Consider the following 25612-nt stretch of genomic DNA (forward strand, 5'->3'; position numbering starts at 1 on the left):
GGTAATGTTAATCCCTGTTGTACGATCGTAACCATTTGCTTATCCTTTTTTCGGGCAGGGTTGCCAATTGCAGGCTGGTTAAGCGCCACGTCCAGTTATCGCCTTCGCCGGCCGGCATATTCATGCGGGCGCTTTCATCCAGGTTCAGCCAGTCTTGCATGGGGATGATAGCCGTTTTACAGGTAGATGCCAGCGCGGTTTTGATCAATATTTTGCTGATGTTTTTGTCTGTGACCTTAACGCCCAGGTATTTTTTTAAGTTTTTGCGAACGGTGGCATCAGTATCCCCGCGGAACCAGCCCAGCGTGGTATTGTTATCGTGCGTGCCGGTATAAACCAAATAGTTTTCGGCATGGTGATGGGGGATATACGCCGACTGCGGCATGTCGTCGCCGAAGGCAAATTGCAGCACCTTCATGCCGGGTAGCTCAAATTCATTCCTTAGGGCATGTACGGCTTCATCAATATCTCCCAGGTCTTCGGCCACAAAGGGGATTTTGCCAAATTCGGTTTTTAAAGCGTTGAACAGGTCAGCACCCGGGCCGGCAACCCATTTGCCATTAATAGCGGTTTCTTCTTCGGCAGCGATCTCCCAATAAGCCGCGAAAGCACGAAAGTGGTCTAAACGGAGCATGTCGTACCATTCTAAATTCTTCCTGATCCTTTCTATCCACCAGTGGTAGCCCGTTGCTTTAAGCTTATCCCAGTTAAATATCGGCATGCCCCAACGCTGCCCGTTCTCGTTAAAATAATCGGGCGGTACACCCGCAATGCTTTTGACCGCAAGGTTTTCGTCAAGGCTGAAAATCTCAGAGTTCGTCCACACATCAGCAGAATCATAGCTGATATAAAAGGGGAGGTCGCCAAATAATTTTATACCGAGTTGGTTGCAATGGGCTTTTAAAGCCAGCCATTGTTTGTTGAAAATATATTGCAGCCATTTAACTTTTTCAAGCTCATGTTGGTTTTCGTTGCTAAAATCAGCCAGGGCTTTTTGGTCTCTTAACTTATACTCATCGGGCCAGTTATGCCAGGGCAGATTATAATGCTCCTTTAAAAGCATGTACATGGCGGAATCATTTAACCAATCGCTCTCACCGGCACAAAAATCTTCGAATTCCTTTTGCAACGTAGGGTGCCGGCCCGAGTTATAATTTTCCCATGCCAGGTCAAGCAATTTATTTTTTGCCTGTTCGGCAGTTGCATAATCTACGCGGTCGGTCTCGGTTACGTAGGCGGGTTTCATGTCTTCCAGGGTAAGCAGGCCTTCTTCGGCTAATAACTCCGGACTTATCAGCAACACATTCCCCGCCCGGCTGGAGCACGAGCTATACGGTGAATAAGCATCGGCAGCGCTGATAGTATTTAACGGCAGCAGTTGCCAGTATTTTTGCGATGTGCGGTGTAATACCTCAGCAAAGCCGATGGCTTGCGGCCCCAGGTCGCCAATGCCAAAAAGCGATGGGAGCGATGTGATATGTAATAAAGTGCCTGCACTGCGGCTGCTTGCCGGTTTTTCAAGCTTCAGTATGGCCAGCGGCAATTCCTGTAAAATATCGTTCAACGCTATTTGCCGTTTAACGGTGCTGCCCTCACCGGTTAAAACGTTTATACAGTTTGAAGGCGCGTTTTTTGGAAGTATGACACGGGTATTGGCCCAGTCAACGATGGCTGGTTGCCCGTCCTCACATATTGATGCGATATCTACAGGTATCACCACCACAATCCACCTGTTATTTTTAACACGGGCAAAAGCCATAACCTGCCCGCTGTATTTGCCTTTTACCGCTAATGAAAGATATTCGCCTTTACTAAACAAGCCCGGGTGTTTAGCACGCAACTTTAATAATTTATTTATCAGCCAGGCTTTTATTTGTCCGCTGGTGCGGTTATCCCAAAGCTCTTTTAATGTCATGTCATCAGCAGAAGCTAATAATTTCCCACGCAAACTATAATCAACCGGGCGGCGGTTATCAGGGTCTACAAGGCTCAGGTCCCAATGCTCGCAGCCCTGGTAAATATCGGGCACGCCTGGGCAGGTTAGTTTCAGCGTTGCCTGCGCCAGCGAGTTGATGATACCAAGGTCGCTAACCTTCTGATGCATCGCGGTAAAGCTTTTCCAGAACGGGCGGTTTTTATCCAGCAGGGCAGCGGCAAACTGCTTTACACCATTTTCATAATCCTCATTTGGCTCGGCCCAATTGGAGTGCCTTTTTGCTTCGCGAAGCATTTTTTCGAGGTATTCGGCCAACCTGTTATCAAAATCGTCCTCGTCTTCACCGGGCATGGGGTAGGCGCCAACAAGGGTTTGATAGATAAAATATTCGTCGTTATCATCGGGCGCGTTGTTGCTTTTCAGGTCGTGGTTTAAAACCTGCCATTCGCTTACCGTTTTCAGCCATTCATCGGGGAGGCCCGTTAATACATTCAGCCGGGCGCGTACACCTTCGCCGCGTTTGGTATCGTGCGTGGCGGTGGCGTTCATGGCCAGCGGCCATTCCTGATGCCGCTTTTGCATAGCCGCGTGAAATTCATCTATGGATAACCCAAACGCTTCGGGCGAATCGCCCACCTCGTTGTGGTCGATAAAACGATTGTAGGTGTACATCAGTGTGTCTTCCACACCTTTGGCCATCAGCGGGCCGGTAAACTGCATGCATCGCCGGTAAAAATGCAGCGCTTTTTTATTGTATGCCTCATCGCCGGTAAGCGGTTTTTCTAAAAGCGCTTGCTCCAGCAGCTCCACAGCCGCAAAAAATTCGGGCGCGTGCTTTTTCACCTTCTTAAATACCTGTGCCAATAAGCCGCTTTCCTGTTCATCCAGCGGAAAAGCATTCCCGTAAAAACGGTACACCGGGAACTCGATCAACAGCCTTGCAATGGCCTGTTTAAACCCTTCCTGTTTATTTTCAGCTACATTTTCATCAACCAGTCGAGATGTTAAAAATAAACGGGTAAGGTTTTCCAGTTCGCCATTCATGTGGCCTGACAGGATGAGATCCTTCATTGACCGGATCTGCCGGGTGACTGACTTACCCGATGAGGTAAGCTTATCATAAAACTGCGTAAAAGCCTTTTCGCTTTTTTGATTGGTGAACAGGTTATTCACCGTAGCCAAAAAATCGTAACCGGTGGTGCCCTGTACGGGCCATGCTTTTGGCAGTTCCTCGCCGGGTTCCAGTATCTTTTCGGCTACGATGTAGGTTTCGTCGCCCACTAATGCCCTTAGGTGCTGCAGGTATTGGGCGGGGTCGTACAATCCGTCTATATGATCTATCCGTAGGCCCTGGATAATACCTTCGTTTACAAGTTGACTGGTAAGCTGGTGCACGTGGTCAAAAACTTCCTGGTGCTGCACGTTCAGGCATATCAGTCCGTTCACGGTAAAAAAGCGACGGTAATTTATCTGTTGGTCGGTTTCCTGCCAGTTGCACAGGCGGTAGTGTTGAGCGTTTGCCAGGCTGTGCAACTGTTGTTTATCCGTATTTATGTTTTGCAGTAATTTTTTAATTGTGCCGGTTTTAGCGTGTCCTGCCTGTAATATTTTGCTGTACGAAGCTGAATTTAACGGCCAGCTTTGCCCACCATAGGTAAATACCAATTTATCCTGCTGCAATTCAACTTTCAATTCACCTGCCTCGATTACCGCGTCCAGGTCGTTACCTAAAAATGGAACCATGATAGGCCCATCAAATAAGGCCTTATCAGCAAGGCTTTGGTCGAAATAATTGCGGTATTTGGATAGCGGCCCTTTTTCTAACACATTCATCAACCATACGTTATCCGGGTGAAAGGCCATATGGTTGGGCACAATATCCTGCAGCCAGCTTATTTTATTGTCTTTTAATTTTTTGCTGATCTTCCTTAACTGCTCAAGTGTGCCAATTTCGGGGTTGATGGTTAGCGGGTCTACACAATCGTAACCATGCGTGCTGCCCGATACAGCCTTAAATACGGGCGAAGCATAAATGGTTTTGATACCCAGGTTGATTAGATAGGGTATAATATTTTCAAGGTCACTAAAAGTAAAACCCTTATGAAACTGGATACGATAGGTAGATACCGGGTTAAACATATCAATTCACATATATAATGACAGATTCGGGTTGAATAACTGAAGCCTGGTAAGGTTGGGCTGGCTCATCAACCCTAAATTTAGCAGACGAAGAATCGAGCACCATCTTTAAATCTTTGTCGGGCGTTGTAAAATACTGTGGCTGCTTTGAAAAATTCATAAAGCAATGAACGTGCTGCCCACCCTGCCAGCGATGCAAATGCAGGGTTTGTTCCTGCTCGTTAAATTTAACGGCCAATTGTTGCCGGTTTAGGGTATATAAGGCAGGTAGTTTTTTTCGCAAAGCGATAAGCGCTCTGTAATAATGCAGCATGGTTTTATGGTGGCCGCGTTCAAGGCTTTCCCAGTTTAATTTCGACCGATTGAAGGTATCCTCGGCTTGCGCGTCTGCTGCTTCGCCGTTGGCGTGGAATTCCTTAAACTCTTCCTGCCGGCCTTTGCGGACAGCATTGATCAGTTTCTCATCGCTATGGCTTACAAAATATAAGAAAGGGTTTTGCTCGCCCCATTCCTCGCCCATAAACAGCAGGGGCAGGTAAGGGCTAACCATTACCGCGGCGGCCATTAGCTTCTGCATTTCGAAGCTATACAAGGTGCTGCTGCGTTCGCCAAGCATGCGGTTGCCAACATGGTCGTGGTTTTGCGAAAACACAACAAACTGCTGGCCGGGGTTATTGGTTTTAGTGCCAAAGGTTTTCAAGCGCTGCGGCGAGTAAATGCCGTCGTACACGTAAGCATCCCGGTATGATTTTGCCAGGTGCGCTATACCGTTGAAATCGCCATAATAACCTGTTTTGGGTTCGCCGGCTGCAACGCGCAGGGCATGGTGAAATTCATCTATCCACTGTGCATCCATGCCATAGCCATGCTCGTCTATTGGGTTTATAAAACGGTTATCGTTCAGGTCAAATTCAATGATGAGGCGATGGGTACGGCCCGTTTTGGCCATCAGGCCATCAACAGCTTCCTTTATCTCCTGTAAAATATGTTTGGGGCTAAAATCCTTTATAGCATGCACAGCATCCAAACGCAAACCATCGATATGAAAATCCCTGAACCACATCAGCACGTTCTGCACAAAGTAGTTGCGTACTTCATCGCACCAGGCATCGTCAAAATTGATGGCCTGCCCCCATGGCGTGTGGTATTTATCGGTAAAGTATGGGCCAAAATTGCCGAAGTAGTTACCCTCGGGCCCAATGTGGTTGTAAACTACATCTAATATTACAGCAAGGCCATTTTTATGGCAGGCATCTACCAGCTTCATCAACTCTTTAGCGCCGCCATAACTATTTTGCACCGCGTAGGGATAAACCCCATCGTAACCCCAGTTACGGTTACCGGGGAACTGCGCCACGGGCATAATTTCAATAGCGGTTATCCCCAACTCTTTTAAATATGCCAGTTTGCTTTCAATCGATGCGAAGGTGCCTTGGGGTGTAAAGGTACCGGTATGCAGTTCATATATCAGGTAATTGGCAATTGCAGGGTTGGTCCATGACTGGTCACTCCAAACAAAATTGTTAACATCTATGGCTTGCGATGCGCCGTGTACGCCATCGGGCTGCGCCTTTGATGCGGGGTCGGGCAATTCTTTTGTTCCGTCAAGCTTAAATTTATATTTATCGTTAGGCTTTATTTGGTCAGTGACGAGTTCCCAATAGCCTTTTTCCTTTTTTTCGAGTGCAAGGGTTAACTTTTCATCAGGCAAAACAAGCGCTGCTTTGGACGCATAAGGCGCCCAAAGGGCAACTTTGGCCCTGCCATCTGCTAAGAAATTTATACCGGGGCGTTTTACCGCCCCATCATCATCTTCACTCATCATACTAAAGCTTGTTTTGCAGCAAAACAACCGACCTGCCTTGTATTAAAATACAGTCCTCGTTGGTTAAAGTTTGCTCAACCCATTCCTCCTGTGCCGTATCCAGCACCTTCATCCAGTCCTTGTGGCTTAGCTTTTCGGGAATCTTATACTCAAGCGGTTCGTGGTGGCCGTTAAATATCACGTAAAAATTATCGTCGGTAATCTTTTCGCCTTTGGGGCCAAGGTGGTGCAGGCCGTGCCCGTTCAGGAACACACCCAGCGAGCGGGCATAATCGTGGTTCCAGTTCTCATCCTCCATTTCGGTGCCTTCAGGTAAAAACCAGGCAATGTCTTCCAGCCCCTTGCCCTTAACCGGCTGCCCCTGGAACCATTTACGGCGGCGAAAAACCGGGTGGTCCTTACGTAGCTTAATTAATTTTTGTGTAAAGTTAAGCAGGTTAGCGTCCGCTTCGGCCCAGTTGAGCCACGAGATCTCGTTATCCTGGCAATAAGCATTATTATTGCCATGCTGTGTACGGCCAAATTCATCACCGGCAACCAGCATAGGCACACCCTGCGATAAAAACATAGTAGCCAGCAGGTTGCGCTTTTGTTTATTGCGCAGGCTGATAACCTCCGGGTCATCCGTTGGGCCTTCAACGCCGCAATTCCACGACCGGTTATGGTTCTCGCCATCGTTGTTATCCTCACCATTGGCTTCGTTATGTTTTTCGTTGTACGATACCAGGTCGTTAAGGGTAAAGCCATCGTGGGCGGTAATAAAGTTAATGCTGGCGGTAGGTTTGCGGTAATCGCCCTGGTAAAGATCGGGGCTGCCGGTAAAGCGCTGCCCAAATTCGCCCAGCATACTTTCGGCGCCGATCCAGTAATCGCGGATGCAATCGCGGTATTTGCCGTTCCACTCGGCCCAGCCCGGCGGGAAATTGCCCACTTGGTAACCGTCCTCGCCAATATCCCAGGGCTCAGCTATCAGTTTCACCTGCGAAATAATGGGGTCCTGGTATATGATATCGAAAAAGCCGCTTAGCCGGTTCACCTCGTGCAGTTCGCGGGCAAGGGTAGCGGCCAGGTCAAACCTAAAGCCATCAACATGCATTTCGGTTATCCAATAGCGCAGGCTATCCATAATGTAGCGCAGCACATTGGGCAGCATGGCGTTTAAAGTATTCCCTGTACCGGTATAATCGTTGTAGTAGCGTTTATTGTCTTCAACCAGGCGATAGTATGATGCATTGTCTATCCCTTTAAGCGATAGGGTTGGCCCCAGGTGGTTGCCCTCGCCGGTGTGATTATACACCACATCCAGTATCACTTCTATCCCTGCTTTGTGCAGTTCCTTTACCATTTGTTTGAATTCCTGTACCTGTTTACCTGCTTCAACCTTGCCGGCGTAACGTATATCGGGGGCAAAAAAGCCTATGGTGTTATAACCCCAGTAATTGGTAAGCCCTTTATCTACCAGGTGCCTGTCGGCTACAAAATGGTGAACAGGCATTAGCTCGATGGCGGTAATACCAAGGTCTTTCAAATATTTGATGCTGGCGGGGTGGCCTATGGCCTCGTATGTACCCCTTATGTCTTCGGGGATGTCGGGGTGCATTTGGGTAAAGCCTTTAACATGGGCCTCGTATATTATCGATTTATGGTAAGACGTTTTTGGGTTCTGGTCATCTTCCCAGTCAAAAGTACTGTCAATCACTACCGATTTTGGTATAAAGGCGGCGCTGTCGGTATCGCTGAAACTCAGATCTTCGTCCGGGTTGCCCAGCTCGTAGCCAAACAACGAGTCGTGCCAGTCTATCGTGCCGGATATCGCTTTCGCGTATGGGTCTATCAGTAACTTATTTGGGTTAAAACGTTGGCCGTTATCGGGTTGGTAGGGGCCGTATACACGGTAGCCATATAATTGGCCGGGCGTTACAGCCGGTAAATAGCAGTGCCATACCTGGTGGGTACGTTCGGTAAGCTTTATTTTTTCTTCTATGTTTTCTTTGTCGGTGGTATTAAACAGGCATAGCTCTACGCCTGTGGCGTTATCTGCATACAGCGCAAAATTTACGCCCTTGCCATCCCATGAAGCGCCCAGCGGGTAAGGTTTTCCAGGGTATATATCTTTTATCATACCTCATAAATATAAAATCGGGGTAAATGTTTTGTAAAATCAAATTTCTCTTATAACGATAAATATTAAATAATAAGCATTGTTGCTGATTGAATTGAGATGCATAACACTACAACAATCATTGAAAACCGCATAATTTTTGCCTGTTTTTATGAAATAGTGCCCTATTGGTAACAATTATAAAAAATTGTTGTTGCTATTGGTATTTGGAGCTACTTAATGGAAAAACACATATATCAAACAGGCCTGATAGGCAATTGCGCCTTTTTGGCACATGTTAATAAAAATACAAATATAGAGTGGATGTGCTGGCCGCGATTTGATAGTCCGTTTGTTTTTGGCGGATTTTTGGACAAGGACAAAGGCGGCGAATTTTCGATATTGCCTGTAGGCGATTTTGAATCGCACCAGTATTACGCCGAGAACACCAACGTGCTGCGAACCGAAATTACCTGCGCCACCGGCAAGTATAAGGTAACCGATTTTGCACCCCGGTTTTTTAAAAACAGCAGGTATTACAAACCGCTGATCCTGATCCGTAAGATCGAGCCAATCGAGGGCAGCCCGCGGATTCGGGTAAAGTGTAACCCCGTTTGCGATTATGGTAAAAAAAAGCAGGACAAACTACAAGGCAGCGATTCGATAGAGTTTACCGGCTGCGGCGAAAAAATGACCCTAACATCAAACATTCCGCTTACTTACCTAATAGACGAAGAATACTTCTCGCTTAACGAGACCAAGTATCTGCTTTTAAATTATGGTACCGAGTTGGAAGGCTCGCTCAGCAGTACCTGCGAGGAATACCTGCGCGAAACCATAGAGTACTGGCGCTTGTGGATAAAACACTCGTCGATAGCTTCGTATTTTCAGCCTTATGTTATCCGTTCGGCCCTGGTGCTTAAAATTCACCAGTACGAAGATACCGGGGCTATTATTGCGGCAAGCACCAGCAGCCTGCCCGAACACCCCGGCAGCGTGCGTAACTGGGATTACCGCTACTGCTGGCTAAGGGATACCTTTTATGTGCTTACCTCGCTCAACCACATTGGTCACTTCGAGGAAATGGAACGGTATTTTAGTTACGTAACCGATATTTCGGTTTCGCAGGGCGATAGTTTCAGGTATCAGCCCCTTTACGGCATCACCGGGAAAAAAGACCTTGTTGAAACCATTATGGAACACCTGGACGGTTATATGGGCAACAAGCCGGTGCGCATTGGCAACCAGGCATCAGAGCATATCCAGAACGATATATACGGGCAGGTGCTGATATCATTATTACCCTTGTACACCGACCATCGCTTTGTTTTTAGCGAACGCAAAGATTCTGACAAGTGGATAGCATCCCTGTTAAGTAAAATAGAACGCACCATTGACGAGAAGGATGCCGGCATCTGGGAGTTCAGGAATATAGCGCACATCCATTGTTACAGCAACCTGTTCCAGTGGGCCGGCTGTAACGCCGCCGAAAAGATTGCAATCACAATAGGTAACGACGAATTACTGGCCAAGGCGCAAAGCTTAAAGGCAAGGGCTGCAAAGCATATCGAAGATTGTTACGACCCTGAACGCAAGGTTTACACTCATGCCGTTGGCAGTCCCCATTTGGATGCCAGTACGCTGCAGCTTATTATGATGAACTACATCGACCCTGCATCGCAAAAGGCGAAAGATCATTTAATCGCTTTAGAGAACGAGCTTAAAACCGAAGGCGGGCTGTTTTACCGCTACATACACAGCGATGATTTTGGGAAGCCCAAAACAACCTTCCTGATCTGCGCTTTCTGGTATGTAGAGGCGCTGGCCTGTGTGGGCAGACTGGAAGATGCCATGCGCGAGTTTGAAAAGCTGCTTAAATACTGCAACCACTTATTATTATTCAGCGAGGATGTGGACGAAAAAACCGGCAGCCAGTGGGGCAATTTCCCACAGGCCTACAGCCACGTGGGTTTAATGAACGCCGCTTACCGGATAGCCATTAAGCTTGACAGGCCAACATTTTTATAAGGATGAGAGAGGGGATCAATACACTATCAAAACAATTGCCGCCATGGTTGTGGAACATGGCTGTTATTGCCTTTGTATTGCTTATTGGCTTTATATTTAAGCTGATAATAACCGCGCTGCTTAACTATTATAAAAACAAAAAAGAGGCCGGTTATTCCTTCTTCAGGTCGCTGGTTACGCATTTGAGCAGGCCGCTCAATCATTTTATCCCGCTGCTAACGCTGAATATTATTTTGCCATCGCTGGCGCTGAAAGAAGTTTACGAAGGCAACGCAAAAAGATGGGCCGGTATATTGCTGTTAATATCTTTTGCAAGCCTGATCATGAACGGGATACGCATCCTGGAAGATTACGTTTATCATAAATATGATTTTAATAAGGCCGACAATTTAAAAGAGCGGAAGATCCGCACGCAGCTGCAGTTTATCAGGAAGCTGGCTACGGTATTAATTATCCTGATTACCATATCCCTCATTCTGCTGAGCTTTGATAGTGTGCGCAGGCTTGGCGCCGGGCTGTTAACAGGCGTGGGTATCGGCGGGATCATCATCGGCTTTGCCGCGCAAAAATCGCTGGGTAATTTACTGGCAGGTTTCCAAATAGCTTTTACGCAACCCATCAGGATAGATGATGTGCTGGTTGTAGAAGGCGAATGGGGAAGGGTGGAGGATATTACGTTAACCTATGTGGTGTTAAATATCTGGGATCAGCGCAGGCTGATATTGCCTATCAATTACTTTATCGAAAAGCCTTTCCAAAACTGGACGCGCACTACATCCGAGATCCTGGGCACCGTATTTTTATATGTGGATTACACCGTACCGGTAGATATTTTAAGAACGGAACTGACCCGTCTGCTTAATGAATCGCCCCTGTGGGATAAACGCGTGGGGATTTTGCAGGTAACCGATGTTAAACAAAATACCATCGAACTGCGCGCGCTGGTAAGCGCCGCAAATTCCTCGCAGGCATTTGACCTGCGGTGCTATATCCGCGAAAACCTGGTTAAATACTTGGGCGCAAACTATCCGGATAGCCTGCCAAAAAACAGGTACACTATCGATGCTTTTACAGATAAGCCAATGGATAACCCCGCAGTATAACTTACCGCAATAGATATTATTATAAATTATAATAATATGATATAATACTCCCGAAAGTTGCCGATATTAGATTATTGAACTTATAATGATGTTTAATTAACTGATTGTAAGTTTAGTATAACCTAAAACACATTATCATGACAACAAAATCAGGGTTCACCTTAATGACAATCCAGGAATTTGAGACCTGGATAGATGCACAGCAGCTGGCACGTACCATTCTATTTATACAGGAACACCACACCTACAGCCCGGCCTACGCCCAATTTAGCGGTACCAACCACTTTAGTATGCAGCAGGGGATGAAAGATTATCACGTTAATGCCAACGGCTGGAGCGACATCGGCCAGCATTTCAGCACTTTCCCGGATGGTACCATCATGACGGGCCGTTCGCTTGAAAAATCCCCGGCATGTATAACGGGGAATAATGCTAACGCTATCTGTATCGAGAATATAGGAAATTTCGACGCCGGTAAAGATGCCATGAAACCCGCCCACCGCGAAACCATCATCCGCATGGCGGCAAAACTTTGTAAACGCTTCCATTTGGCTGTAAATACCAACAGCATTGTGTACCACCACTGGTTTGACCTGAGCACCGGCCAGCGCAACAACGGCACAAAAAATAACAAAACCTGCCCCGGTACAGGCTTTTTTGGTGGCAATAAGGTTGCCGATTGTACCGCTAACTTTTTACCCCTTGTGGTACAGGCCGGCGGGTCTGTAGCGCCGGTTGCAAGCAGTGCTGCCATATTAAAATATGTAAGCGTAACGGCATCATCGTTAAACATACGCACCAAACCCGATGCCGCAAGCGCCAAAGCTACAGACAGGGACGCCGCTGCATTAGGCGCTATACTTAGGGTTTATAAAGAAACCAACGGCTGGTACAAGATCTCGGGCAGCCAGGAACATTGGGTGTTGGGTAAATACACTACAGATGTAAAAAGGGCTACCGTAACGGCCGATACCCTTAACGCAAGGAGCGGCCCCGGCAAGGACTTTGAAAAACTGGGTTCGTACACAAAAGGGCAGGAGTTGTTTATTGTAAAGGAAGAGAACGGCTGGTGCAAGGTAAACATGGACGACCGCTGGGTAAGCAAAGATTATTTAACGTTTGCATAATCAGCCCAGCCATGAAACGAATAATAGTTTGCAGCGACGGTACCTGGAATAAACCCGGCGACGTTTGCGAAGGCGAGATCGTACGCACAAACGTGCAAAAGATCTTCGAGGCTATTTGTAATGAAGATGATAAGCATGTTAAACAGATAAAATTTTACGACCAGGGGGTAGGCTCGAGCGGCACCTGGCTAAGCCGCAAAATTGATGGCGCTACCGGCCGCGGGCTGGACGATAATATCCTGGATGCCTACAAATTCATCATCTGGAATTACGAGATCGGCGACGAGATCTACCTGTTTGGGTTTAGTCGCGGGGCGTATACGGTGCGCAGTTTGGCCGGGCTGATCAGGACCGCGGGACTGGTAAAAAATAATAACCTGCGTTTGATACAAGAAGCTTACGATATGTACCGCGACCGCAGCACCCGATCCAAACACCCCGATGGTGAGGATGCGGAAACATTCAGGAAAAAGCACAGCCAGCCCGAGGTGCGCATCAAGTTTATTGGCGTTTGGGATACTGTTGGCGCGTTGGGCGTACCGGTAAAAGGTTTTTATAACAAAAAAAGGTACGAGTTTCATGATACTACATTAAGCAGCTATGTAGATTATGCTTACCATGCGCTTGCTATTGATGAGCGCCGGAAGAGTTTTGTGCCTACTTTATGGCAGCAAAGCAAAAATGTACAGGAAAACGATATTAAACAGGTTTTTGAACAACGATGGTTTGTTGGGGTGCATTCTAACATTGGCGGGGGTTATCCCGACGAAGGTTTAAGTGATATTACCCTGGAGTGGATGATAGCAAAAGCCAAAGGGGCTGGACTAAGCTTTGAAGAGGGCTATATTGCTGAAGAAGTAAGGCCAAATATCAGGGGGCGTTTGTACAAGTCCAATACTTTGCCGTTTTCGCTGTTAGGCCAATTTATACGCAAACTTCTTAGAAAGCCCAGGGCTAATGATAGTGTGCATCCAACTGTTTTTCATCGTATTGATGCAAATATTGGTTATCAACCGGTGAATGTAAAAGATAACATGCGCGAAAATATCAAAAATTAAAACTGCATAAACAGCCACCGTATCGAGATATAGCTTACATACAGCACCGCGCTTATCACTACCAGTAGTACGACAAGTAAGATAGCGATGATGCCATTGCCGCTGCCGGTGTGTTTGCCTTCGCTGTAATGCTCTTTTAGAAGCTTAATATTTCGTGTGTTTGCCTTGATGTAAAAATCGGAGATCTGCCCCAGCAGGGGTATAGCGCCCACCACGGCATCTACACTGATATTGATAGCCATGAGGATAAGCACCTTACGGCTTACGCCATTTTTGGCCATTACATATAGCAACGCCGCCGAAACGATGAAACCCGATACATCGCCCGCGAAGGGGATGAGGTTAAGGATAGGATCAAGGCCAAAGCGGAAGTTGGTGCCGGGTATTTTAAACTTATCATCCATAACGGATGCTATCCGCTCTACCCATTTAAGCTGCCCGCTTAATACTACCTGTTTCGATTTGTCCATATGCTACTTAAGAAATAATCGAGCGCTGTATTTGTTTTAAGCCTGCATTTTATTTACCTGGCCTGTAATTATGGATACTATGTGGGCACACCAGGTATCCAATCAGCTAACTGCTAATTGCCAACCGCCATCTGCTAACTGGTATGGTTGTTGCAAGGATATATCAAAGGCCGTAAAGCCATATTTATAAACTTAACACATCTGTTATGAAAACCCAGGAAACAAAGAACAACGTATCCGGACAAGGATCATCAACCGCAGATCGCGCGCATATTGATGCTAAGGAAACACAAAAACAGAAAGGCATAAGCAATGGCGGCGGTCAGCGCTCCGACCAAACATCAAACAGGGATAATACCCGCAAACACGAGAATAAACATTAATATATTTTAATCTAATACCCTTAAACGCCCTTGGTGAAAACTAAAGGGCTTTTTTTATGAATATAGATCGTTATGGTGAGCCTGTCGAACCATTAGCGAACTATGCCTTACCACCCTGTCATTCCGAACGAGCGATAGCGAGGAGGAATCTTATACACCATACATCCAGCCCCGATACTCTTTCAAAATGACATTTTTGTTTGTTATCCCGAACAATTAAAGGATGACAAAAAAGCCTTATGTTTGATACCAAATGCCCCTGATACACATCATCTTCGCCATCATACTGCTTGCAGCAAGTTTTGCCAGTTATAAAACGGGCAAACTTACAGCCGGTGGCGCAGTGATGGGCGGCGCAGTTGCAGGGCTTATTTACCTGGGCACTGGCTTTACGGGCATTGCTATGCTGGCGGCGTTTTTTGTACTGGCCACCACCGCCACATCCCACAAAAAGAGCCAAAAAAGAAGGCTTGACAAAAACGACCACCAGGAAAAGCGCGATGCCCGGCAGGTGTTGGCCAACGGCGGCTTACCGGCTTTGTTGGGTCTGCTTGCCTATATATTTCCTGTTAATGCTTTATTGGCTACTATACTAATGGCAGCAGCATTTGCTGCGGCAACGGCGGATACTTTGTCGTCAGAACTGGGGACGGTTTACGGCAGGCGGTTTTATAATATCATCACCTTTAAACCAGAGGAAAAGGGCAGGGACGGTGCGGTGAGTTTAGAGGGGTTGCTGATAGGCATAGCCGGATCGGCTATTATGGCTGCTATTTATGCTGTAAGTTCTCATTGGGACAGCATTTTAATTTATATTATTATCGCCGGTACCATCGGCAATCTCGCCGACTCCGTTTTAGGCGCCGCGCTTGAACGCAAAGGCCTTATGAACAACAACGAAGTAAACTTCCTGAATACATTTATAGCGGTTGCAACCTGCTGTTTATTAATGTATTTGTAAACAGCCGAAGCTTCATAAGAGCATCCTGTTTACAGAATTATCTGCTTTTAAATATAACGCTCCGTAGGTGCGCCCTCAAAAAGGGTGCACCTACGGAGCAAAAAAGATTGCAGGATGGGACTATAAACAGGGGGCTCTTACAGAGCCGGTTTACTTCAACACAACTTGCGCGGTATTCCTGCTGGTTTGTTTCATTAAGATGGTTTTTCCGGCGGTAACTTCATCAACTGCTTCATTGGTATAATGTCTAAGCGTTATCAGCGTAAGCTCGTTATTGTATTTTACTTTGAAGGATGCTTTCAGCGTTTGCAACAGCTTCTCAAACTTATCCGCAGCGTAATCGATACAGGCCGTGAAACTTAATGCCGAGGTCTGCATCATGTTAACTTTTACATTGTGCTTCGCGAACAACCCGAAGATATCACTCAGATGGCTTTCGGAAATAAACGAATAATCATTAGCCGATATAGACAGCAACACCTGGTTTTGCTTAACGATGATAACCGGTTTCTCAAACTTGTTTACCGCACCTTCTTTAATCTGCGTACCGGGTGCAGTTGGGTCGGTAAACGGTTTTACTAATAGCGGTATCCTCGCGTTTTGCAAAGGTTTTATGGTTTTTGGGTGGATAACACTCGCGCCGTAGTAGGTCATTTCTATGGCCTCCTGGTAACTTAATTCATCAAACTTAATGGTATCGGCAAAATGCTTCGGGTCGGCGTTTAAAATGCCGGGCACATCCTTCCAGGTAGTAACCGATTCCGCACCCAAACAAGCGGCGAATATCGATGCGGTATAATCAGAGCCTTCGCGACCCAATGTGGTGGTAAAGTTCTCAGATGTACCTCCTAAAAATCCCTGTGTTACCACAATGCCGTTATTTAACAGCGCGGGGATGCTTTTGCTGATGCTGGCGCGTGTTTTATCCCAATCTACAACACCTTCGCGATAGGTGTTATCGGTATGGATATAGCCGCGCACATCAAGCCACTTGCTGGTGATGCCGGTATGGTTGAACCAGGCGTTAACGATGCGGGTAGATACCATCTCGCCGATGGATACGATCTGGTCATAAATAAAGTCGTGATCGTCCTGCGGTTCGTCCTCTATCATCCAGTCAATCTCCACAAACGTATTGGCTATCTCGTCAAACACCGGGTGGCCTTCGCCGAACAGTTCATGCGCGATGTGGTAATGGTATTCCTTGATCTCCTCGAAGATCGGGTGCATATCATCAGTGCCGTTAAAGTAGGCGTTGGTCAACCGTTCCAGCGCGTTGGTGGTTTTGCCCATAGCCGATACCACCACCAGGATTTGGTTGCCGTTATAAGCGCTAACCACCTTGCCCAAATTAATAACACCCTGTGCATCCTTAACCGATGCACCACCAAACTTAAATACCAGCATTTTTATGTATGTATTGTGAAGCGGCCGATTGCGGCCGCATTAAGGTTTTTATTTGTGCCCAGGGCAGCAGCAACTCGGTTTGGCCCGCCGCGTAAGGCTTAATTTCGTACTGGTTATAAACAAAACGGATGCCCGCCGGGGTTATGGAGTAATTATCGTTCAGCGCGAATTTATTATCCTTAAAAAAGTAATCGCGCGCCAGCGATGAGGTGTCAGTTAGTTTTTCATCCTTGCGGAAGATCTTTTCGGCGATCTTGCTTAGCTGGGGTTGATAACCATTTGTAAAAATATCATCCAGTGTCACATTCTTATTGGTTTTGCCATCCCAGTTTATAAAGCCGGTAAAGCTTGCGCCATGTGCGCCACCCTGAAACGTATAACCGCCATATTCCAGCGCGATCAAAGCCGAATCCTGGCCTATCACCTTAGCGTAAGTATCAAGTGTAAAAAACATTTCGGTCCGTGGGTCGTCCTCCTTAAAATCGGTGTACGACTTAAGGAAGTCTGCTGCCATATTTTTCAGGCTGGTATCGGGCTTGCTATCGTCCATAATAAACATCCTGATCAGCTTATTTTTTACAGTGTCATTCAATACCGCCTTATCCTTAAACTGCGGATAGGTTATTTTAACTATGGTGCATGCGCTATCGGCCTTGTTGCCGCAATCGGCAGCACGCTCGTAAATTTTTTGGTAGGTGTAAGCCACCGTATCTGTAAAAACAGCGTTTGGCTCTTTTTTGGCCGGGGCGCCCCACTCGCATGAACTTAATGCCAGCACGGCTAACAGCAGGATGGAAGTAATTTTCATAAGCTATAAATTTGCTATCTGCTCTTTCGATAGCGATGCGTTTAACCAACCTGCTTCAATGTTCGCGCCATATTTTTGGTAAAACTTAATGGCGGGCTCGTTCCAGTCAAGCACCTGCCAAACCATACCGCTGAAGCCAAGCTCGCGTACTTCCTCAAACAGCCTGTCGAACAGCATCTTACCAATGCCTTTGCCACGATATTCTTCGGTCACGATCAGGTCCTCCAGGTACAAACGACTGCCTTTCCAGGTAGAGTAGCGGATATAGTACAATGCAAAAGCAACAATTTTACCATCGGCTTCGGTTACAAAAGCCTTCCAAACGGGTTTGTCGCCAAAGCCTGTATCTTCAAATTCTTTAAGCGTTACGGTTACCTCTTGGGGCGCGCGTTCAAATAAAGCCAGTTCGTGCACCAGTTCCAGCAAGCGCGGGCAATCGGCCTTAACGGCTACGCGGATATTTAGCCCCAGCCCCCCAGCCCTCTGACGGGGGAGTTCTTGATTAGCAGACTTTGTATTATCACTCATATATTCTGTTAATTCTTTAATTCTAAAAATTCGGGTTCAACACAATTAATTATTTTTCCAGTGCTTAACCACACGGCCACCAAAAATGGTACTGCCCAGGCGTACCATATTGCTGCCCTGTTCAATGGCTACTTTATAATCGGCAGACATGCCCATCGATAGCGTATCAAAAGATTCCTGCTTGCGGAAAAAGCTAACTTTTATGCCGTCGAAAAAGGTTTTAAGCTCGTAATATTCTTCTTTTATTTGCTTTTCTGCATCGGTATTGGTGGCAATACCCATCAATCCGCGGATGCGTACATTTTTTAAAGCAGCATATTCTTCACTTCGCAGCAGTTCGATCGCTTCGTCGAAACCCAGGCCGAATTTGGTTTCTTCATCGGCAATGTAGATTTGCAGCAGGCAATCAATAACCCGGTTGTTTTTTGCGGCGTGCTTATTTATTTCCTGCAAAAGCTTAATGCTGTCAACAGATTGTATCATGCTGATAAAAGGGGCAATATATTTAACCTTATTGGTTTGCAGGTGGCCTATCAGGTGCCACTCAATATCTTTTGGTAATTGTTCCTGTTTTTCAACCAGTTCCTGCACAGTGTTTTCGCCAAATAAACGCTGCCCGGCATCGTATGCTTGCTGCAGGTCGGCCGCCGGTTTTGTTTTAGATACAGCCAGCAGGGCAACATTTATTTCCCCGGTTTCCTTTTTTAAACTTTTAATATTATCGGCTATGCTCATTTATCGTAATTTTGCGTTATATAACGCCGCTAAATTACAGAATGCAAAAATATATAAGCTTGTTTTTTTCAGTATTGCTTTGCTTAACCGCCTGCCAAAGCAATAACGATATACCCGAAGGAGTAATAAAGGAGAAGGAAATGATAAGCCTGCTTACCGATATACACCTTACCGATGGCGAGTTATACGTTATACCGCAAATACCGGATAGCATGTACAAATATGGCAGCGCCAGGTACCAAAAGCTATTTAAAAGGCATAATACTACCGATGCCATATATAAAAAAAGCCTTAAATATTACACCACAAAGCCCCAGCAGTTGCAGGATATGTACACTAAAATTGATGCGATAATAAAAGCCAAATTAGATTCGACAACCAAAGCTGCACGAAACGAAAAACCGGTTACCGCGCCTGTCAACGACTCCGTACCTGCCAGCCGGGTAAGCCCGTCGCCACGGGGTAAGCTTGGTAACCGGCCTTTAAAAAATATCAGATAATGCTATATCCCCTAAATAGCGCCGATAAGCTTGGATTTACCGAAGTAAAGCAACTGATAAAAGCCCACTGCCTTAGTGTTATGGGCCAGGAGATGGTTGATAAGATCCAGGTGATGAGCAATTACGATCTGATAGCCAAATTCCTGAACCAGGCCAACGAGTTTAAGAACATTCTTCAAAATGATGCCGCGCTGCCCATCAATAACTTTTACGATATTAAATCGCTGGCCAATAAGGCCCGTATCGAGGGTTCGTTTTTGTCGGAAGAGGAGTTTTTCCAGGTGCAGGCATCGTTAACCACCGTATTTGCAGTAATAGCTTATTTTAACGAGCGTACCGGTGTTTACCCAAACCTGGAGGCCCTGTTTGAACATTTGCCGATAGAGAAGGCCATCCTGAAAAAGATAGATATGGTTATCGACCCGAAAGGAAAGATCCGCCACAATGCATCGCGCGAGCTGATGGAAATTACATCGGGCATAGCCAAAGCCGAGCAGGAAGCCCGCAAAAAGATAGACCAGATATTTAAAACCGCCACCGGCAATGGCTGGACGGCCGATGGTTCGCTTACCGTGCGCGATGGCCGCATTTGTATCCCACTGCTTGCCGAAAATAAACGAAAGCTTAAAGGTTTTATCCATGACGAATCGGCATCGGGCCAAACCGTTTATATGGAGCCGGAAGAAGTTTTTTCGCTCAATAACCGCATCCGCGACCTGGAGTTTGACCGCCGCCGCGAGATCATTAAGATTTTAACCGCCTTAACCGACGAACTAAGGCCCTATGTGCCGCTTTTACTCTCGTATCACGGCTTGCTTACCAAGCTTGATTTTGTGCGTGCCAAGGCCCTGTTTGCTATGGATATCGATGCCGAAATGCCGAAGGTGGTTAACGAGGCACGGTTAAGGCTGCTGAACGCACGCCACCCCTTGCTGTTCCTCAGTTTTAAAAAGGACCATAAAACCGTGGTGCCGCTTAATGTGGCAATTGATGAAGGCACACGCGTAATTGTGGTATCGGGCCCCAACGCGGGTGGTAAATCGGTTTGTATGAAAACCGTTGGGCTGCTGCAAATGATGGTGCAGGCAGGCTTGTTGATACCCGCCAGCGCCGATAGCGTGGTAGGGGTGTTCAGGCAGGTTTTTGTTGATATAGGCGATGACCAGTCGATAGAAAGTGACCTGAGCACCTATAGCGCGCACCTGTCAAAAATGAAGAAGTTTGTGGAAGATGCCAACGGCAAAACCCTGATCCTGATAGATGAGTTTGGTACCGGTACCGACCCTCAGTTTGGCGGCCCCATTGCCGAAGCCGTACTGGAAGCCCTGAACCATAAAAAGGTGCGAGGCATGGTTACCACGCACTACTCTAACCTGAAAATATTTGCCAGCCATACAGAGGGGATCGAAAATGCTTCGATGTTGTTTAACAATACCGAAATGCTGCCCATGTATCGGCTGGAAGTTGGCAAGCCGGGCAGTTCGTACGCTTTTGAGATAGCCCAAAAGATAGGCCTGCCGCAAAATGTGCTAAACCTGGCCAAAAACAAAATAAGCAGTGGCCAGAAAAAGGTAGACAGCCTGCTGGTTGACCTGGAGCGCGAGAAGAAGGAAATATTTGATACCAGGCTAAAGCTGGATCAGCAACAGCGCCGTGTAAACACCCTGCTGGCCGAGAACGAGGAACTGAAAAGCTTTTTAGACGAGAACCGCAAAGCCCTGCTTAAAGAGGCCAAACAGGAAGCTAAAAACATTATCCTGAACGCCAACAAGCTGGTAGAAAACACCATTGCCGAAATTAAAAGCAGCAATGCCGATAAGGAGATCACTAAAACACTGCGCGATAACCTGAGCGCCGAGGTGCAGCGCAATACTGTTAAGCCCGATGTGGCAAAGCAAAAGCTCGCTGTTGACGAAGAGTTAAAACCCGGCGACTGGGTAAAGCTGATAGATGGCGATACCACGGGGCAGATCATCGAACTGATAAAGGATAACGTGGTAATTGCCATGGGCGAATTGCGCACCGTGGTAAAGAAGAAGAGGGTGGAGAAAGTTGCCAAATCCACCATACCAAAAGAGGTGAGGCGCAGCGGCATTAGCCATACCGGCGATATAGCAAACTTTAGTCCGGAGATTGATGTGCGAGGCATGCGTACCGAAGATGCTTTATTCGCGATAGAAAAATTGTTCGACCGCGCGTTGATGATGGGCTTCGGCACCCTGAAGGTATTACACGGTAAGGGCGATGGTATATTGCGAAAGATGATACGCCAGTACCTGAAGAAATATGACCAGGTAGACCGCATGGAAGACGAACACCCCGACAGAGGCGGACAGGGCATTACGTATGTTTATTTAAAATAGGCAGCGATAAAAAGCAGGGGCAAGTGCGATCCGATAGCTATCGGATCCCTCCCAACGGGAGGGTGTAGGGAGGGGTTTAACGAAGCGATATGCAGCGCTTACCCCCTCCCTTGCACCGCAAAGCCCCGCACCCTTAAGAGAGGGAATTGAGACTTTTAACACAAAATTACAATGAAACGCATACTATTATCCCTGTTTTTAGCTTTTGCCGTTGCGGGTTGCCGGGCCCAAACTCTTGTAAACTTTAACAACCCCAGGATCCATTACATGGGGCGTATACCTATGCGGGATAGTACCGCCGAACTTTCATGGACGGCAGCATCGGTCATCATCAACTTTAACGGAACGGCTGTAAAAGCTACCATGAACGACGAAAATGGCCAAAATTATTATAACGTTGTGGTTGATGGTAAAGTAACTAAGGTGCTGCGTTTGGATAAGGGCAAAAAAGAATACGAACTGATAGCCGGCCTGCCCAAAGGCAACCACAGGCTGCAGCTGTTTAAGCGCAGCGAATACGATTGGGGCCGCACCTGGTTTTACGGGCTAAATATCAACGGCAGCTTGCTTGCCCCGCCAACTTTTAAGCATAAAATAGAATACTACGGCAACTCTATTACCTGCGGCATGGCTAATGAGGATACAACCGGCCAGGACAGGGGCGATAGCGATTACGAAAACGGCTATGCCAGTTATGCCAACCTAACCGCAAGGCATTTTGATGCGGATTTTAGTTCCATCTCAAAAAGCGGGATAGGGATAGTGATCAGTTGGTTTGATTATGTGATGCCCGATATTTACGACCAGGCTTACGCCCATGATAAAGCAAAATGGGATTTCTCGAAATTTTCGCCGGAACTGGTTATAGTTAACCTTTTTCAAAACGACTCGTGGCTAACAAAAAACAAGGACTATCCAGAGTTTAAAAGGCTTTTTGGTACTACCCCGCCAACGCCCGAATATATTATCAGCCACTACCGCGATTTTATAAAAAACATCAGGGCCAAATATCCAAAGGCTAAGATACTTTGCGCTTTAGGTTCGATGGATGCCACCAGGGAAGGCTCAGAATGGCCGGGGTATATTCAAAAGGCCGTTGCCGGCTTACATGATAAAGAGATCTATACGCACTTTTTCCCGTATAAAAATACGCCGGGCCACCCCAGCGTTAAAGAACACCAGGATATGGCCGACGACCTGATAGCGTATATTACCAAGACGTTTAAGTGGTAACCCCACCTTGTCATCCTGTCCAAAGGACTCCCTCGGAGAGCGATAGCGAAGGATCTATTAACGAGCTTTGCATATCGAACATGCGTGTCGGCGAATAGATGCTTCACCATGTTCAGCATGACAAAGTGGAAAATTAATCGTCCCCGCAGGGTCTTCGGAACGAGACCCTGCGCCCGCATGCAAAACAACGCAGGGTCCACGATGTGAGACCCTGCGACGACATGAATTCTTAACCTTGTCATCCTGAGCGATAGCGAAGGATCTATTAGCGAACAGTGTCTATCGAATTTGCATGTCGGCGAATAGATGCTTCACTACGTTCAGCATGACAAAGTTGAAAATTTACTCCCCAACTTTCTGCTGATCCGGCGTTTCATTTGGGCCGGGGATATTCACATCATCATTGCCATCGGCAGTGCCTTCCTGGTAACTTTGCTGCGATTGGTTGCGGTTGTCCTCCGTATCGTTATTGCTTTCATTAGTTCCATATTTGGCAGGCGCGGCGTTCTCACTATCCGATTGCCCTGTTGGTGCGGCACCTGTCGATTCCGTATAGTTCGACTGCCCTAACTGGTTAGGGTCTTTAAAATTATTGTTTTCGGGGTGTTCTTCAGATGGTTCGGTACGGCTAAAATATCCATTATTATCACCCGCGTTTTGCGATGGATTGTTTTTGTCGTCGCCCGATGGTGTATTGCTGTTTTCGCCAAAGCTTTGCCCGCCTTCGCCGTTACCTTCCATGCCGGGCTCGTTTCCACTTTTCTCTTCACTGCCAAACATAAATGCAGTACGTCGCAGGTCTTTTTCCTCTAAATTATCGTCGTCTTTTACTTCGTAAGCGGTTGGTTTGTTTTGCTCTTCGTTGTCGTTATATGTTGCCATGATGTTTGTAGATTGATATATATTGATAAAGGATCGGGTTATGTATTTGTTTGCTTTTTTTAATTGGAAGTTAAATGACTTGTAAACTTTATTCAGGACGGATTGGGCCTTAAAGTGCTCTGTAAATCCGAAATCGTAATTCTAAAATCTAAAATCAGGGGGTGTCCCATTCTGTCCCATTCAGAAACAAGTGGGACACCTTGGTAAAAAATCATAAAATATTAATTTACAGATATTTAATATTAATATAGTGAAGTTTTAGTTGAGGTAAAATTCAATTTATAAAAATTGCAATTAATTGATTATTAACGAATTATATAAGTGTCCCGTATAGTGTAATATTTAGTGGGACACCCCGAAAATCCTATGGGTGAAATATTATGCGTGCATAGTATCAGGCTTCGATCAAAATGCCTAATTTTACCGCAACCAATTATACAACATGAACAAAGTAGTAAGCGGGGCCGACGAGGCCATACGCGATATAGAAGACGGCATGACCCTGATGGTAGGCGGGTTTGGCATGTGCGGCCTGCCCGAAAAAAGCATACTGGCCCTTGTAAAAAAAGGTGTAAAAAACCTTACTTGTATCTCAAACAACGCGGGGGTGGATGATTTTGGCATTGGTTTACTGCTGCACCAGCACCAGGTAAAAAAAATGATCTCCTCATATGTAGGCGAAAATGCGGTATTCGAGCGCCAGCTGCTGAGCGGCGAGTTGGAAGTGGAACTGATACCGCAAGGCACGCTTGCTACCCGCTGCATGGCAGCCGGTTATGGTATGCCGGCCATATTTACTCCCGCAGGTATAGGTACCGAAGTTGCCATAGGCAAAGAGGTACGAAATTTTAACGGTAAGGATTACCTGATGGAAATGGCGTTTGATGCCGATTTTGCCATCGTAAAAGCCTGGAAGGGCGACAGGCTGGGCAACCTGGTGTACCGTTCAACAGCCCGTAATTTTAACCCGGTAATGGCCATGGCGGGCAGGATAACCATCGCCGAAGTAGAAGAACTGGTAGAACCCGGCGAACTGGACCCGGATAATATCCATACCCCCGGCATTTACGTGCACCGTATTTTCCAGGGAGAGGATTACGAAAAAAGAATAGAGCAGAGGACGGTAAGGAAACGCGAAGAAATATAAACACCATGTCATTGCGAGCGATAGCGCGGCAATCTCAGCATATCTGTATGTCCTATGAGGTTTCCACGTCACTACGTTCCTCGCAATGACATATAGTAGAAAAAAACATGTTAGATAAAACAGGCATCGCAAAGCGAATAGCAAAAGAAATAAAGGACGGTTATTACGTTAACCTGGGTATAGGCATCCCGACACTGGTAGCCAATTACATACCTGATGGGGTAGATGTGATATTGCAGTCGGAAAACGGCTTACTGGGCATGGGGCCATTCCCTTTCGAAGGCGAAGAAGACCCGGATACCATTAACGCGGGCAAACAAACCATTACTAAGCTGGCGGGCTCGGCGGTATTTGATTCGGCGCTGAGCTTCGGGATGATCCGCGCAAAAAAGGTGAATCTAACCATCCTGGGCGCTATGGAGGTATCCGAGAAAGGCGATATTGCCAACTGGAAGATCCCTGGTAAAATGGTAAAAGGAATGGGCGGCGCTATGGACCTGGTGGCATCCGCAGAAAACATTATTGTAGCCATGCAGCATGTAAACAAAGCCGGCGAATCCAAACTGTTACCAAATTGCACGTTGCCGTTAACAGGTATCAATTGCGTTAAAAAAATTGTGACCGAACTGGCTGTGCTTGATGTACTGCCCGAAGGTGGTTTCAGGCTATTGGAGCGTGCCCCCGGTGTTACAGTTGAAGAAATTAAAGCCGCCACGGCGGGTAAGTTGATTATTGAAGGCGAGATCCCGGAGATGGTGATATAAAAAACAGGAAAGGAATAATGAATCTCGAATGTTGAATATCGAATTTCAACTTCATCACGCTATATTTAACATTCGGTGTTCGATATTATTGCAGTTCCTAATAATTTCAAACCT

Annotated in this window: 20 protein-coding genes; 11 read left to right on the forward strand and 9 right to left on the reverse strand. The window is 46.6% G+C overall.

Features of this window, described 5'->3' with window-relative positions:
• Window positions 1–7: 7 nt before the first annotated feature.
• The 3 genes from treY to glgX are packed head-to-tail and all read right to left on the reverse strand — an operon-like array spanning window position 8 to window position 8022.
• Window positions 8–4075 (reverse strand): malto-oligosyltrehalose synthase, encoded by a 4068-nt coding sequence (treY, locus tag EWM62_RS01720; RefSeq protein ID WP_129874909.1) that lies wholly within the window; start codon window positions 4073–4075, stop codon window positions 8–10.
• A gap of 1 nt (window position 4076) precedes the next feature.
• A complete protein-coding gene (gene treZ / locus EWM62_RS01725; protein WP_238989259.1) occupies window positions 4077–5900 on the reverse strand; it encodes a malto-oligosyltrehalose trehalohydrolase in 1824 nt (607 codons plus the stop codon).
• 1 nt (window position 5901) lies between these two features.
• Complete coding sequence (glgX, locus tag EWM62_RS01730; RefSeq protein WP_129874910.1) at window positions 5902–8022, reverse strand: glycogen debranching protein GlgX; 2121 nt, start codon at window positions 8020–8022, stop codon at window positions 5902–5904.
• 219 nt (window positions 8023–8241) lie between these two features.
• Between glgX and EWM62_RS01735 the strand changes: the two genes are divergently transcribed.
• The 4 genes from EWM62_RS01735 (at window position 8242) to EWM62_RS01750 (ending at window position 13317) form a co-directional block, all read left to right on the forward strand.
• Window positions 8242–10029 carry a glycoside hydrolase family 15 protein gene (locus EWM62_RS01735; RefSeq protein WP_129874911.1) on the forward strand — a complete coding sequence of 596 codons (1788 nt, stop codon included), beginning with the start codon at window positions 8242–8244 and terminating at the stop codon, window positions 10027–10029.
• Between the two features lie 2 nt (window positions 10030–10031).
• Window positions 10032–11132, forward strand: a complete 1101-nt coding sequence (locus EWM62_RS01740; protein ID WP_129874912.1) for a mechanosensitive ion channel family protein — start codon at window positions 10032–10034, stop codon at window positions 11130–11132.
• A gap of 137 nt (window positions 11133–11269) precedes the next feature.
• Window positions 11270–12259 (forward strand): SH3 domain-containing protein, encoded by a 990-nt coding sequence (locus EWM62_RS01745; protein WP_129874913.1) that lies wholly within the window; start codon window positions 11270–11272, stop codon window positions 12257–12259.
• Between the two features lie 11 nt (window positions 12260–12270).
• Window positions 12271–13317 (forward strand): DUF2235 domain-containing protein, encoded by a 1047-nt coding sequence (locus EWM62_RS01750; RefSeq protein ID WP_129874914.1) that lies wholly within the window; start codon window positions 12271–12273, stop codon window positions 13315–13317.
• Here EWM62_RS01750 and EWM62_RS01755 read toward each other — a convergent pair.
• A complete protein-coding gene (locus tag EWM62_RS01755; RefSeq protein WP_129874915.1) occupies window positions 13314–13787 on the reverse strand; it encodes a DUF4112 domain-containing protein in 474 nt (157 codons plus the stop codon). The genes EWM62_RS01750 and EWM62_RS01755 overlap by 4 nt on opposite strands.
• 206 nt (window positions 13788–13993) lie before the next feature.
• On the opposite strand from EWM62_RS01755, the gene EWM62_RS19430 reads away from it, so the two are divergent.
• Both EWM62_RS19430 and EWM62_RS01760 read left to right on the forward strand, forming a co-directional pair.
• Window positions 13994–14170, forward strand: coding sequence for a hypothetical protein (locus EWM62_RS19430; protein ID WP_203234958.1), 177 nt, complete (start codon window positions 13994–13996; stop codon window positions 14168–14170).
• A gap of 253 nt (window positions 14171–14423) precedes the next feature.
• Window positions 14424–15131: a DUF92 domain-containing protein gene (locus EWM62_RS01760; protein ID WP_129874916.1), complete on the forward strand. Its 708-nt coding sequence runs from the start codon at window positions 14424–14426 to the stop codon at window positions 15129–15131.
• 150 nt (window positions 15132–15281) lie between these two features.
• On the opposite strand, the gene EWM62_RS01765 is transcribed toward EWM62_RS01760, so the two are convergent.
• Genes EWM62_RS01765 through EWM62_RS01780 form a run of 4 tightly spaced genes read right to left on the reverse strand, consistent with a single transcriptional unit; the run spans window position 15282 to window position 18609 of the window.
• On the reverse strand, window positions 15282–16538 hold the full coding sequence (locus EWM62_RS01765; RefSeq protein WP_129874917.1) for an aspartate kinase: 1257 nt from the start codon (window positions 16536–16538) through the stop codon (window positions 15282–15284).
• Window positions 16525–17346: a DUF3298 and DUF4163 domain-containing protein gene (locus tag EWM62_RS01770; RefSeq protein WP_129874918.1), complete on the reverse strand. Its 822-nt coding sequence runs from the start codon at window positions 17344–17346 to the stop codon at window positions 16525–16527. The genes EWM62_RS01765 and EWM62_RS01770 overlap by 14 nt, the downstream gene beginning before the upstream one ends.
• Window positions 17347–17349: 3 nt before the next feature.
• Window positions 17350–17874: a GNAT family N-acetyltransferase gene (locus tag EWM62_RS01775; protein WP_129874919.1), complete on the reverse strand. Its 525-nt coding sequence runs from the start codon at window positions 17872–17874 to the stop codon at window positions 17350–17352.
• A gap of 45 nt (window positions 17875–17919) precedes the next feature.
• Entirely contained in the window at window positions 17920–18609 is a 690-nt protein-coding gene (locus EWM62_RS01780) for a YggS family pyridoxal phosphate-dependent enzyme (RefSeq protein ID WP_129874920.1), read from the reverse strand.
• 41 nt (window positions 18610–18650) lie between these two features.
• On the opposite strand from EWM62_RS01780, the gene EWM62_RS01785 reads away from it, so the two are divergent.
• The 3 genes from EWM62_RS01785 to EWM62_RS01795 all read left to right on the forward strand — a co-directional run bounded on the left by EWM62_RS01785 (window position 18651) and on the right by EWM62_RS01795 (window position 22705).
• Window positions 18651–19109 carry a DUF4296 domain-containing protein gene (locus tag EWM62_RS01785; RefSeq protein ID WP_129874921.1) on the forward strand — a complete coding sequence of 153 codons (459 nt, stop codon included), beginning with the start codon at window positions 18651–18653 and terminating at the stop codon, window positions 19107–19109.
• Window positions 19109–21472, forward strand: coding sequence for an endonuclease MutS2 (locus EWM62_RS01790; protein ID WP_129874922.1), 2364 nt, complete (start codon window positions 19109–19111; stop codon window positions 21470–21472). Before EWM62_RS01785 ends, EWM62_RS01790 begins: the two co-directional genes overlap by 1 nt.
• A 171-nt stretch (window positions 21473–21643) precedes the next feature.
• The gene (locus EWM62_RS01795) at window positions 21644–22705 is read left to right on the forward strand and encodes an SGNH/GDSL hydrolase family protein (protein WP_129874923.1); all 1062 of its coding nucleotides are present in this window, start codon (window positions 21644–21646) and stop codon (window positions 22703–22705) included.
• 342 nt (window positions 22706–23047) lie between these two features.
• Here EWM62_RS01795 and EWM62_RS01800 read toward each other — a convergent pair whose 3' ends face one another.
• A complete protein-coding gene (locus EWM62_RS01800) occupies window positions 23048–23587 on the reverse strand; it encodes a hypothetical protein (protein WP_129874924.1) in 540 nt (179 codons plus the stop codon).
• A gap of 442 nt (window positions 23588–24029) precedes the next feature.
• Here EWM62_RS01800 and EWM62_RS01805 point away from each other — a divergent pair, with 442 nt between their 5' ends.
• Together EWM62_RS01805 and EWM62_RS01810 are read left to right on the forward strand one after the other, a co-directional pair.
• A complete protein-coding gene (locus tag EWM62_RS01805; protein ID WP_129874925.1) occupies window positions 24030–24734 on the forward strand; it encodes a CoA transferase subunit A in 705 nt (234 codons plus the stop codon).
• A gap of 107 nt (window positions 24735–24841) precedes the next feature.
• Window positions 24842–25498 (forward strand): 3-oxoacid CoA-transferase subunit B, encoded by a 657-nt coding sequence (locus tag EWM62_RS01810; RefSeq protein ID WP_129874926.1) that lies wholly within the window; start codon window positions 24842–24844, stop codon window positions 25496–25498.
• The last annotated feature ends 114 nt before the right edge of the window (window positions 25499–25612 follow it).

The sequence above is a fragment of the Mucilaginibacter terrigena genome, assembly GCF_004168255.1.
Taxonomy (GTDB): Bacteria; Bacteroidota; Bacteroidia; order Sphingobacteriales; family Sphingobacteriaceae; genus Mucilaginibacter; species Mucilaginibacter terrigena.